A 12840-nucleotide genomic window follows, 5' to 3' on the forward strand; every position below is an offset into this window, starting at 1 on the left:
AACATCCAAAAAAGGATATCATAAGCCGTGTATACTGCTTTAAAGAATATCTATCTATACTGCTTGTATTCATTTTGTTTTAAGTCGCTTTTGCAAAACCTTTTCTAACTTGGGATCCCCAACCAGATTTTATTTTAAACAATTTTTTATAATTACCCCTAACTGCAGCATAAACTACTATAGGATGAAAAATGAAAGGCTCTAAAATAGCCAAGCCCATTAATATTAAAATATCTTTTGTTTTTCTGTATTGATTATAAGAATAAACATCCCACAGAATGGCATAAAATGAAATCATTATAGAAAACAGAAATATAGCAAGGGTAATTAAGAAAAAGAATTCCCAATTCAAGATACCTAGATAAGCAAAAAGTAAAATAGTAAAGAATCCAAAAAACTCTAATAAAGGGGCTAGCCATTCATAGAAAAACCAATAAGGATAACTTAATAAACCAAGCCTACCATATTTAGAATTGAACAACATATCTTTATGCTTGAACAGTGTTTCTAGGTTACCACGAGCCCAACGATCTCTTTGGTTAACAAGTATTTTGAGATCCTCAGGAACCTCGGTCCAACATAGTGGGTCAGGAATGTATTCTATAGTATATGGTTCCTTTCTATCATGCATGTAACGGCGCATTTTAAAAACGATCTCCATATCCTCACCCACCGTATTTGTATCATAACCGCCAACAGCTAATGCGATTTCACGTTCAAAAAAGCCAAAGGCACCAGAAATAATTAACAAACTATCAATTCTACCCCAAGCCATTCTACCTAAAATAAAAGAACGGGTATACTCTAAAAGTTGAAATCTAGCCAACCAATTGCTAGGTAGCCTAATCTCTTCTAGTTGACCACCTTGTATTATACAAGAATTCGCTACACGAATAACACCACCAACCGCTATTACCCTTTTTTGAGAACGTTGAAAAAATGATTTCACTACGTGTAACAAAGCATCTGGCTGTAATAGGCAATCAACATCAATACAACCAACATATTTACTTGTGGATAATGCAACACCTGTATTTAAAGCATCAGATTTTCCACCATTCATTTTATCGACTACAGTAAGTTTTTCAAAAGCTCTATTCTTTGATTTATAGATGCCACGCACTGGTTTAGATTTCCAATCCGGATCCATTTCAATATCTATCTTTTCTAAATCATAAGAGTCGATAAGCTTTTGTAATGTATCGTCTTTACTGCCGTCATTTACGACCATTACATCATAGTTTACGTATTGTAATGATAATAATGAGCGTATATTTTCTACAATGGTTAGCCCTTCGTTATAAGCTGGTGCGATTATGGTTATAGTTGGCGCCAACGGTGAAGCCATTATTTTTGAAATATCGGTAAAGCTATTTTTATTTCTATAATGCAGTGAGTTTCTTGTAGAGAAATAAGCCATTGCAGAAAAAAGAATAAATAAGATCAATGTAAAAACAAAGAATACAAAATTGATGTATTCCAATACCACACTAAATAATTCACTATCCATTATTCTTATTATATAAAGAGTTGGATAAAGAACATAATTGATCAAATAAAGTAGAACCATTTTGATCAGATTCTAATTTCTTTTTAAAGGATTCTTTTAATTCTAATTCAAAATCATCATCGAATAAAATGTCCTCATTAGTTTCATCAGATTCAACTTGAATTTCTAACTGAGAATTAATTTGCTTTAAAGCTTCTGTCGCCAATTTAACAAGTGAATCTGATTCTGATTTAATAATACTTTCTAATAAAAAAATTTCTTTTTTATTACCAAAATTCTTTATCTCTTTTAAAAGAATAAGTTTTGTTTCTGAATCGGCTTGACTATAAATATCAGTAAAAACACTTTCTGATAAATCATTTTCGGCAGCAAATAATTCTTTGGGCCTTGGTGATTGATATGAAAATTTTCTAATTAATTCATTTGCTCGTTCAATAACAAGTTCAGAACTGTTATTACTAATAATTTCAGTCAATAATATGAGCTCACGACAGTCTCCCAACTCAGCTATATTTTCAAGTAAAACCATCGTTTCTAATTCTGCTGTAGACATAAAGTTTGCAGAAAACGATATAACGTCTCCGTCAAAATGAATTAACGAGTCTTCGGTACCATTAAGTTTAACAATATTTTCTGTACCGGTTGAAATAGAAGACCAATCAATATCTATCATTTCCGTATTAATGTTTGCCTGAGATGAAGATGAAAAATTAGATTCTTCATCTTCAATTTTTAATTGGTCATCTAAAACAAACAAAGGCTCAAATTTCTCTTCTGTAAAATTTAAATTGTCTGTATAAATCGAAATTTCGTCGACCACTATAGGAATAAAATCAAAAGTTAATTCCTCTTCAATAGTCTCATCAGTATTTATCTCTTCATTTGCATCGTTCATCTGAATATTCTCTATTAATTCAGGTTCTTTATTGATATGGGGTAAAAATGTCAAATCTATGTCGGTAAGGTCAATACTTCTGTTTGTTTCAGATGATTCTATATGAGATGAAATGTTATTTTCAATGGAAACGTTTTTCTTAAGGTTTTCGTTTTCTTCTAATTTCATTGATTCATTTATATCCTCAACTTCTTTTTCCAATTCTATATTTTGATTGGAAGAAATCTTTTCTTTTGCTATTTCCAAAGACTCTTCATTAATTTTTTCAAAATCAACTTCAGGCAATAATTGAACTTCTATATTTAAAGAAGCTACTTCTGAATCAGCATCATAAAAGTCGCTTGTTGATATGTTTTTGGTAGGAAGAACACTTTCTGGATTAATTTTATTTAAAGTTCCTATCACTTTTCCTTTAATATTGAAATGTCTTTCAGAGGTTTTTAAATTTTCTAAGAATATGATTTCTGCTTTTGAACCCAATTCTCCAATTGCATCTAAAATTGCTATTTTAATGTCATGGTTAGCTTTCGGATAAACTAATTTTAACGTAGGTAAAGCACTGATAAAATGAAAATCTTTAATACATTCGATTGCCTCTAATTGAATATCTCGATTTTTATGTTTTAAAAGAGTAATTATCGATTTTTCTGCATCGTTTTGGCTGTAGTATTTGATTAAGCGTAAAGAAAACAAAACTACATGAGCATTATTAGACGTCAACCAAAGTCCAAATTGTGGAGGATTATAATTAGACTTATGCCTAAGTACATCTAATATTTTTAGTTGTTGCCATTCGGCAATTTTATACTTTGTATTATCTAAAAAATATTTTATTCCTTCTTCTTTAAGGTTAACAATAGCTATTTCCGCTTGCTTGCGAATAGTACTTTGTCTATGATTTATGAATTTTATTATAAAGCTATAAGCCTCATCTACTTCCATAGTAGTCAACTCTAAAATTCCGCTAGAAACAATTTGCCATTTTCTGCTCTTTAACTTCTCATAAGCATCGTTATGAAGACCTAAATCTTTATACAATTCGATTAAAACAGATTGAGATTGTCCAGAAAGATCTTTACGAAGATCTAACAATACCTCGGTCAATACTTTTCTATCAAAATCTTTCTTTATTAATTCTCTAATTTGGATTTTAAGATTTAAATAATTCATTTTTTCCTCTTTAGTATTTGAGTCTTCATAAAAAAGAAACTCGTTGATCATTGGGGAAAATTCAACTTTCTTATCTTTAATTCGTTTGTTGACGGTGTTGATTTTATTTCTAACAAAAAACACCCCGATAAAGTAAATTACCGATAAGACAAAAAACAATATAGTTAACCACCAGAGATATTCTAAATTGAATTCTGGAGCTGTAATTAATGTTATATTTATTTGTCTTAGGGGGCTTAACAAATTTTTGTTATTTATTTATTTCTCTTGCTATTCGAACTAATAATTCAGTTGGACTTACGGGCTTAGTAATAAAATCATTTGCACCTAATTCAAAAGCAGTGAGTACATTTTGTTCGTTACCTGCAGATGAAATAATAATAATAGGTGTATTTGATTTGAGATCTTTTCGTACAAAATCAATTAACTCGATACCAGAAAAATATGGCATCATAATATCACTTACTATGATGTCTGGCATTTGGTTTTGTAGATATTCTTTCACTTCTTTACCATTGGCAGAATGGTGTACATTATAACCACCTTTCTTTAATCTAAAATTTAGTAAAGAAGCTAGTAGTTGATCATCATCTGCTAATAGCACATTTTTGTCCATATTATTTTTTATTCAGTATTTCTAAAGCATTATTTAGATTATCCTCTAATATTGGATAATCATTCAAAAAAATATCATACAACTCTTTTACTTTATTAGGCTTATTGGTTTTACAGCTATTTTCTATTTCAACTATTAAGTTACGCATGCCATTTGCTTTGATCATGGCAAAACCTGCTTTAAGTTTATGTGCAGAAAGGGCTATTTCCTTTAAATTTTCGGTTTTTAGATGGATTTTGACATTACCGATAAACTCAATGGCATTTAGTTTGAATAACTTGACTAGTTCATTAAGCATATCTATTTCACCAAAGCAATCTTTAAATAAGTGATTTAGATTTATAACCGTAGTTTCTTTTGGCTCAATCATTGGTTTTTGCAGCATTGAAGTGAAATCTAATTGTTCAGGTTTATCTTTTTTATTTTTAATTATGGTCTTCAATAAGTTGTCTAAAGTGTAAGGTTTTAGCAAAAAATCATTAATGCCTATTTCTTTGCAGTCTTTACCATCTTGCTCTGTAAAATCGGCGCTAAATGCAACAATGGGAATGGATTTAACACTTAAATTATTATAAGACCTTATTATTTTTGATACCTCAAAACCATTTTGACCAGGCATCTTTAAATCCATTAAAATAAGGTCGATGGTATTAGAAGTTAAAATTTCTATTCCCTTATTTACAGTAATGTTCGTATGTACTTTGCAACCCCATTTAGTTAATTGTTCAACAACCAAACGCTGATTCATTTGATTATCTTCAAAAACCATGATTTCGGTTCCTGCTAATAATTTCTTTCTATTAGATTTGGTGATTTTTTTTAAAGATTCATCAACTACTTTTTTGGCATCACCATAAGGGTATGGCAATCTAAAGATTACAGAAGTGCCTTTATTTAAAGTACTTTCAATTTCGATTTGACCATTAAGTTTTTCTATTATTTCTTTTGTAATGGTTAAGCCTAAGCCTGTACCTCCATATTTATTCGAGGTATCGTCTTCAGCTTGTTCGTATTGATTAAAAATGGCATTAATTTTTTCTTGAGAAATACCAATACCGGTATCAGCCACTGAAAATTCAAGCAAACAATTCTGGCCCAATATTTCTTTGGAAAAAACCTCTAATTTTATAAAGCCTTGTTCAACAAATTTGACGGAGTTGCCTAATAAATTTAAAAGTACTTGAGATAATTTAGATGGGTCACCAGTAATAATTTCAGGAACTTTATCATCGATTTCTAATAAGAGTTCTATTTTTCTATCTACAACTAAAGTTTCACATAAAAACATTACATTTTTGAGTAATCCATGTAAATTAAAATCAACAGTCTCAAAATTGGTATTACCAGAAGAAATTTTAGAATAATCTAAAACCTTATTGATTAATTTAAGGAGGGTATTTGAAGCAAATTGTATGGCATCAACTTTTTTATGTTGCCCAGCAGTAAGTTTCTCTTCATTCAAAAGATTAGCAAAACCAATAATACTATTTAAAGGAGTTCTAATTTCATGACTTATATGAGCCATAAATTGATTTTGAGAAATATCTTGATTTGAAGATTTAGTATCTTCTGTTTTTTCTATATCCATGCCTTTTTCATTTGATGGATATATATGTTTTTCTAAACTATACCTAAATTTATCAAAAGAAGCTTTTAAAATTTTGGCATCATCGGTTTTTAACTCTTCAAAAGAAAACTCACTAACTGTTCTTTCTAGCTGAGATAATTGACCAAGTAAATCCTTAGTTTTTGAAATAGGCATATATTATGTAATCTTTAGATTAAGGCTATAATTATTTACAATAATCTAAAAATGCGCCTTTAGCCCTGTGTGAACAATAAAATGTTCTCTAAGACTGGTTATTTGTTGTGAATACAGCTAAATTGTAGGTCTAAACTCACGACATGAAACAGTTTATCTATCTATTATGTATTACAACGCTAATCTCTTGTGGAGAAAAAAAGGAAAAAGCAATAGAAACTACCTTAGAAAAAGCACAACGAATTCATGATAATACAATAACTATCGATACCCATAATGATATCAATGTAAAAAACTTTACCGATAGTGTAAATTATAGTCAAAGGTTAGATACCCAAATAAATTTACCAAAAATGGAAGAAGGTGGTTTAGATGTCACCTGGCTTATTGTTTACACAGGTCAAGATACACTAACAGATGAAGGTTATGCCAAGGCTAAAGAAAATGCCATGCAAAAGTTTGAGGCAATTCATAAATTATGTGAAGAAATAGCACCAGATCAAATAGAATTGGCACTAAATTCTGCAGATGTAAAGCGAATTGTTGGTTCGGGTAAAAAAGCAGCAATGATAGGTGTTGAAAATGCTTACCCAATTGGTTTGGATATGAACCAATTTAAACAATATTATGATTTAGGAGCTCGCTATATTTCATTGGCACATAATGGGCATAGCCAATTTTCAGACTCTAATACTGGAGAGGCAGATGACAAATGGTTATATAATGGCTTAAGTGATTTAGGTAAACAAGCAGTTGCAGAAATGAACAAGTTGGGTATAATGATAGATATTTCTCACCCTTCTAAAGAAGCTATGAAACAAATGATTTCATTATCAAAAGCACCTATTATAGCGTCACATTCATCCGCTAGAGCGTTGTGCGGGCATAGCAGAAACTTAGATGATGAACAGTTGATGATGATGAAAGAAAATGGCGGGGTTGTACAAACCGTGGCTTTTAGCTCTTATTTAGATACAAAAAAGCATGAATCTAGAGAGGCATATATGAAATCTATATACCAAAACGTAGCAGATTCATTAAATATCACCTGGTATCAAAGATCTCAAATATCAAGCCTTTCAGACGCTGAAAAAGAAACTTTTATGGATAATTACCCGAAGGTTCTTAAAATAGGAAAAGAACTTGCTGCCCAAAAAAATGATGCTCCCGAACCAGTGAACGTTTCTGATTTTGTGGACCATATAGATTATATGGTAAAACTTATTGGTATCGAATACGTCGGTATTAGTTCAGATTTTGATGGTGGTGGTGGTATTGATGGTTGGAATGATGCCTCTGAAACCTTTAATGTTACTTTAGAACTTGTTAAACGCGGATATAGTGAAGAAGATATTGCAAAGTTATGGGGTGGTAACCTTATGAGAGTACTTGATGAAGTACAGGCAGTTGCAAAAGAAATGGGTGAAAGCTAATTAGCTTCACCCATTGCCGCTAGTCGATCTTTTACAAATTCAATTTTAGTTTTACCATGTGCTGCAGGCTTGCCATTTTCACCAAGGTTTACCATAATGATATTGTCAACGGTAACAATTGTTTCATGGTTCATTTTATTACGTACCTCGCAATTTAATGTTAATGAGGTTTTACCAAACTTAACCACTTCAATACCTATTTCAATGACATCGCCTTTTACTGCTGCGCTCATGAAATTAATTTCTGACATATATTTAGTAACTACTTTACCATTTTCTAGTTGAATAATAGCATATAGTGCTGCCTCTTCGTCGATCCAAGCCAATAATCTACCCCCAAACAATGTTCCGTTAGAGTTTAAATCACCTGGCTTAACTAATTTTCTAGTATGAAATCTCATAGCTTCTTTATTTTGAAATTCTACAACGCAAAGTTAGTCCTAAAATTTTTCAATACTAACATTTTCTACTTCTAAGCAGACCGATTTACCAATTGTAACAATTACATATTTAATAAGTTACATATTAACAATTGTTGCTTGTCAGAATTATTAGAACCCTAATATTATGAGCTGTTTTTTGTCTCTAACATGATTGTTCATAACAGGTTAAAAACTTATTACAGAGGTTAAATATCAATTTTATCTTATATGTACCTTTAGGTAAAATCAAAACATAATGGACAGGACACAGAAATTGCAATCTATTCGCCCTTTAATTGCCTCTGCCAAAATAATGCCCAACATGAGTGATGATGAAAGGTTTCAAAACCAGACATTACGCCCAATTATAAAGCTTCAAAACGATTTACTTCTAGCATCTTACCAGAATTATATCCATAAAATGAAGAATAGTTTTTATGAACTAAAGATTGAAAAACGCATGGGCTACATTGCCAATTCAATTCAAAAAGATATTAAGTTCAGAAACTCCTTAAAGGGAATGATCATTGGTCAATTTACTGTTGAAGAATATGAAATCTATATAAAAAACTCTTCTGCATTAAATAAAAGAATGATGAATATGGTCGTAAAAAGAATTCAAGATCAAATTCAATATTTTGAAAAATATGAATTAGTCCAATAAAGATTCGCCATTTAAATTAGTAGTTAGAATAGTACTCATTAAATCAAAATAAGGACGTATAGCTGAAAAGCTATCGTTAACTTTATCTGCGAAATCATCTGACAAAACCTCTTTGTCTGTAAAGTTCTTTACGAAGATGAATTGTTTTTTGCGGATAAATTTAATGTTGGGATCTTCTTTATCAAATCCTTTTGGTGCAGTTTTCAATTCATCACCAACTAAGTCTCCCCAAATAGATTTAAATTTTTTATCCTCTATTATATCGGTTAAGTCCGTGGTATCTATCTCCCACTCTTTTCTAATACGTAGCAAATCATTTTTTTCAGGATTCCAGAATCCGGTTGCAATAAAACTATTCCCTGGTGCTATTTGCAAGTAATATCCACCTCTACGATGCTTACCTGCTCTAGCGAAAGAAGCGGAAAGGTGTGTTTTATAGGGTGTCTTATTTTTAGAAAAACGAACATCCCTGTAAATTCTAAATACTTTTAATTTTTCAATTTCATCATGCAATTTTAGTTTATCAAGCACATGATTGAAAAAGCTTTTCACCTTAGTCTCTTCTGCTTTAAATTCAGCCTTATGTTCCGTAAACCAATCCCTGTTATTATTTTTCTTTAATTTATTTAAAAATTGAAATGTGCTTTTTGTAATATTCGTTTCTAACATTCGACTTAGCTGTTGTGATTTTAAGCTAAAGTTAACCATTAGATGAGAAGTACTTTTACTTATTTGGTTAATTTTGATGAACTAATGAAGAACCATGGACCATCGATCTATTATCGAAAAGATTAATACCCACAAGAAGCAACCGAATTTAAGATTTCGCTTAAAGAAGAATACCGAGAAATTTACGGACCTTCTTTTTTATATGCTGTTCGATATTGAAACACCGGTAGCAGAAAGCTTAGATACACTTGAGAAGCAATTTGATGAACTTGTAGACATGGCTTGTTGGGAAAGTGATAAACCTTGTAAAAAAGTTTGGGAAAATTATGTAGAACAATTGCCCTTAGTATTAGAAAGTTTAAATCTTGATGCAGAAGCAACTGTAAACTGTGATCCAGCCTCGTTATCTATTGAAGAAGTTTATATGGCATACCCTGGTTTCTATGCTATATCGGTTTATAGGTTGGCTCATGAATTATATAAGATAGGTTTTCCATTGGTTCCACGCTTAATGACAGAGTATGCACATAGACAAACAGGTGTTGACATTAATCCTGGTGCACATATAGGTAAATCTTTTCATATCGACCACGGTACAGGAGTTGTGATTGGAGAAACTGCAATAATCAAAAATGATGTAAAAATTTATCAAGGTGTTACTTTAGGCGGATTATTTGTTGCAAAAAAGCTACAGCAGACCAAACGGCACCCTACAATTGAAAATAATGTAACTATATATGCCAATGCCACTATTTTAGGTGGAGAAACAGTTATTGGCGCAAATAGTATCATAGGAGGAAATGCTTGGATAACTGCATCAGTACCACCAAATTCAACAGTATTTCATACACCAGAAATAAAAATAAAAACATTACCCCATGTCTAATTCAATAGTATCGCTAATAGGTAATACACCACTAGTAAAATCAAGAGTATTAAATACAAACCCAAATGTCTCCGTTTATTTTAAAATGGAAGGGCATAACCCCGGTGGCAGCGTTAAAGATCGTGCCGCTTATAATATGATCAAAACCGGTTACGATAATGGTGATTTTAATGTTAATGATAAACTTATAGAAGCCACTAGTGGTAATACTGGTATTGCATTAGCTATGATTGCAGGTGTTTACGGACTTGATATTGAATTGGTCATGCCTGAGAACGCGACAAAAGAACGTGTACAAACCATGAGGGCTTATGGAGCAAAGGTAACTTTAACTTCAGCCGATGTTGGTATTGAAGGTGCTCGAGATTATGCTGAAAGTAAAGTGGTAAACGATGGTTATATAATGATGAACCAGTTTGGTAATCCAAATAATTGGAAAGCACATTATAATACTACCGGACCCGAGATATGGAAAGATACCGAGGGTAAGGTAACACACTTTGTTTCTGCAATGGGTACCACTGGTACTATTATGGGTACTTCTACTTTTTTAAAGGAGAAAAACAATGATATTCAAATTGTAGGGGTTCAACCTAGTGATAATGCCAGCATACCAGGCATTAGAAAATGGCCTCAAGAGTATCTGCCACAAATATTCGATGCTAAAAAAGTAGATCGCATTATGGAGGTAAATGAAATTGAAGCTAAAGCAATGGCAAGAAAGTTAGCCAAAGAAGAAGGTATTTTTTCCGGTATGAGTAGCGGAGGTGCTGCTACCGTAGCATTACGCTTAGCACAAGAGATAGAACATGGAGTTATTGTCTCCATAGTTTGTGATCGCGGAGATCGTTATCTATCATCAAACTTGTTTGATTAAGCAATTTTATAGACATGATATAAAATAAAAAAGAGCCGTATTAACGGCTCTTTTTTGTATTCTAGAAGTTAGAATATTATTTCTCTAACATGGCAGTTTCGTTAGGTTTACTATACTCTTCAACCAAAAACTCTAAATTTTCACCATGCTCATTTGTAAATACATAAGTTGTTTTATTATTCATCATCTTTTTGCTTTTAAAGCTTATATTTTCAACAACCTTTAAATTATCACCTTCATTCATGGCTACCACCAATTCATCGTTTTTAGAAACTAAAACAAAATCTTCAGGTGTTTTAGATTCATAGCTAAAAACAATCTTTTCATCAAAATCATCATCATCGTCATTATCTATATTGACCGTTTTAATAATGGTGGAAACGCTGTCAACTACCCTATCTTGATCTATTTTACCTTCATCTTCTTTTGAACGCTCAATGGTGTTTAATCGCTTCGTGGTAATTTCAACGGTATTCTTTACTAATTTTTTACCATCGTTTACCGTATAAGATTTTGAGATTTTCGTATCCAATACTTCTTGATCTTTTTCTTGAGCCATTACTGTTCCTGTTAGTAGCAACAATCCAGCAATAGACATATACATCGTTCTAATTTTCATATATAAATTTTTAAAATTAACTTTTGACTTCATCTTAAAATATATGAAGTCTCTAAAATCTAATATTTTAGATATTGGCAAGTTATATGAAAACAGAAATAGTCAGTGACCCATAAAAATTAATAATTAATGGATTTGATATTAAGAAATAAGACCAGTAAAATGTAATGTTTTAAGTACTTATGAATTTATAGCCATTTTTTCTTTTTAAAATAAATCATCATTCCAACAAAAAGAACGATCATAACTACCCAAACAACATAATAACCGTATTTGTAATGAAGTTCAGGCATATGGTCAAAGTTCATACCGTAAATACCCGCTATAAAAGTTAAAGGAATAAAGATAGAAGCCATAATGGTTAATACTTTCATGACCTCGTTCATTTTATTACTCATATTACTCATATACATCTCCATTAAACTCATAGACATTTCCCGGTAAATCTGTAAACTTTCGTTGATTTCTATGGCATGATCTAAAACATCACGCAAGAATAATTTGGTATCCTTTGTAATCTTAGGGTTTTCTGAATCTATCAGCCTACTGATCAATTCCTTTACAGGATAAATCCATCTTCTAATCTTTAAAATTTCTTTCTTTAATTGCTGAATATTTTGAGCTACAATGGGTTCAGGGTTCTGATAAACCTCTTCCTCTAAATTCTCTATTCTATTATTAAGATTTTCAATAGCTAAAAAGTAATTATCTACAATAGCATCTAGCAAGGCAAAAAATAGATAATCTGCCCCTCTTGTTCTAATACGACCTAGCTTACCGGTAATTCGTTCACGCAAACCATTGAAAACATCTGCCTTAACCTCTTGAAAAACCAAGACCGTATTCTCATGTAAAACAATAGCAATATGTTCCCCTATAATTTCTTCTTGCTCAGAAATATAAAGCATTCTAAATATGCCAAAAATATAATCGTCATATTCATCTATTTTAGGTCGCTGCTCGGTATTAACAATATCTTCAAGTACTAAAGGGTTCAAATTATAGTGTTTACCTAGTTTTTCTATAAAAGGCTCATCTGAAATACCGACTACATTCACCCAAGTTATTTTATCTGAACGATCTTCTTTAATAAACTGGTCTAAATCATCATATTCATTGGTTTCAAATCCATTAGCATTGTAAGTCGTGCTATATATGACACTATCACTTCGCTCCTTATCCCCCATATAACTTATGGTTCCTGGAGCTTTACCTAACTTATTTTGCTGACGAGATTTCTTCTTTTTTCTTTTAGGGAAGTTGAGCTTTTTATTTGTAGCCATGAACAATTTTTTATAAATATATTAAAACTACATT

At 31.4% G+C, this 12840-nt stretch carries 12 protein-coding genes; 4 read left to right on the forward strand and 8 right to left on the reverse strand.

The features are described 5' to 3' along the window. Nucleotides 1–79: 79 nt before the first annotated feature. The 4 genes from ACJJVP_RS15195 to ACJJVP_RS15210 all read right to left on the reverse strand — a co-directional run bounded on the left by ACJJVP_RS15195 (nucleotide 80) and on the right by ACJJVP_RS15210 (nucleotide 5953). Nucleotides 80–1510 carry a glycosyltransferase gene (locus ACJJVP_RS15195; protein ID WP_405414876.1) on the reverse strand — a complete coding sequence of 477 codons (1431 nt, stop codon included), beginning with the start codon at nucleotides 1508–1510 and terminating at the stop codon, nucleotides 80–82. Then, a complete protein-coding gene (locus ACJJVP_RS15200) occupies nucleotides 1503–3575 on the reverse strand; it encodes a hypothetical protein (RefSeq protein WP_405414878.1) in 2073 nt (690 codons plus the stop codon). Before ACJJVP_RS15200 ends, ACJJVP_RS15195 begins: the two co-directional genes overlap by 8 nt. 250 nt (nucleotides 3576–3825) lie before the next feature. Next, the gene (locus tag ACJJVP_RS15205; RefSeq protein WP_405414880.1) at nucleotides 3826–4191 is read right to left on the reverse strand and encodes a response regulator transcription factor; all 366 of its coding nucleotides are present in this window, start codon (nucleotides 4189–4191) and stop codon (nucleotides 3826–3828) included. Nucleotide 4192: 1 nt separating this feature from the next. Continuing rightward, a complete protein-coding gene (locus ACJJVP_RS15210) occupies nucleotides 4193–5953 on the reverse strand; it encodes an ATP-binding protein (protein ID WP_405414881.1) in 1761 nt (586 codons plus the stop codon). A 143-nt stretch (nucleotides 5954–6096) separates the two neighbouring features. Here ACJJVP_RS15210 and ACJJVP_RS15215 point away from each other — a divergent pair, with 143 nt between their 5' ends. Next, nucleotides 6097–7386 (forward strand): dipeptidase, encoded by a 1290-nt coding sequence (locus tag ACJJVP_RS15215; RefSeq protein WP_405414883.1) that lies wholly within the window; start codon nucleotides 6097–6099, stop codon nucleotides 7384–7386. On the opposite strand, the gene ACJJVP_RS15220 is transcribed toward ACJJVP_RS15215, so the two are convergent. Further along, complete coding sequence (locus ACJJVP_RS15220; RefSeq protein ID WP_405414886.1) at nucleotides 7383–7787, reverse strand: acyl-CoA thioesterase; 405 nt, start codon at nucleotides 7785–7787, stop codon at nucleotides 7383–7385. The genes ACJJVP_RS15215 and ACJJVP_RS15220 overlap by 4 nt on opposite strands. Before the next feature lie 274 nt (nucleotides 7788–8061). Here ACJJVP_RS15220 and ACJJVP_RS15225 point away from each other — a divergent pair, with 274 nt between their 5' ends. Further along, entirely contained in the window at nucleotides 8062–8472 is a 411-nt protein-coding gene (locus ACJJVP_RS15225) for a glyoxalase (RefSeq protein WP_405416217.1), read from the forward strand. On the opposite strand, the gene ACJJVP_RS15230 is transcribed toward ACJJVP_RS15225, so the two are convergent. Further along, entirely contained in the window at nucleotides 8461–9141 is a 681-nt protein-coding gene (locus tag ACJJVP_RS15230) for a DUF2461 domain-containing protein (protein WP_405414888.1), read from the reverse strand. The two genes, ACJJVP_RS15225 and ACJJVP_RS15230, sit on opposite strands and share 12 nt — an antisense overlap. Before the next feature lie 94 nt (nucleotides 9142–9235). On the opposite strand from ACJJVP_RS15230, the gene epsC reads away from it, so the two are divergent. After that, complete coding sequence (gene epsC / locus ACJJVP_RS15235; protein WP_405414890.1) at nucleotides 9236–10027, forward strand: serine O-acetyltransferase EpsC; 792 nt, start codon at nucleotides 9236–9238, stop codon at nucleotides 10025–10027. Then, nucleotides 10020–10904 carry a cysteine synthase CysM gene (gene cysM, locus ACJJVP_RS15240; RefSeq protein ID WP_405414893.1) on the forward strand — a complete coding sequence of 295 codons (885 nt, stop codon included), beginning with the start codon at nucleotides 10020–10022 and terminating at the stop codon, nucleotides 10902–10904. The genes epsC and cysM overlap by 8 nt, the downstream gene beginning before the upstream one ends. 76 nt (nucleotides 10905–10980) lie before the next feature. Here cysM and ACJJVP_RS15245 read toward each other — a convergent pair whose 3' ends face one another. Together ACJJVP_RS15245 and corA are read right to left on the reverse strand one after the other, a co-directional pair. Beyond that, nucleotides 10981–11523, reverse strand: coding sequence for a hypothetical protein (locus ACJJVP_RS15245; protein ID WP_405414896.1), 543 nt, complete (start codon nucleotides 11521–11523; stop codon nucleotides 10981–10983). Between the two features lie 188 nt (nucleotides 11524–11711). Then, nucleotides 11712–12806, reverse strand: coding sequence for a magnesium/cobalt transporter CorA (gene corA / locus ACJJVP_RS15250; protein ID WP_405414898.1), 1095 nt, complete (start codon nucleotides 12804–12806; stop codon nucleotides 11712–11714). Nucleotides 12807–12840 lie beyond the last annotated feature (34 nt).

Source organism: Maribacter sp. Asnod1-A12 (genome assembly GCF_045063735.1).
Classification (GTDB): Bacteria; Bacteroidota; Bacteroidia; order Flavobacteriales; family Flavobacteriaceae; genus Maribacter.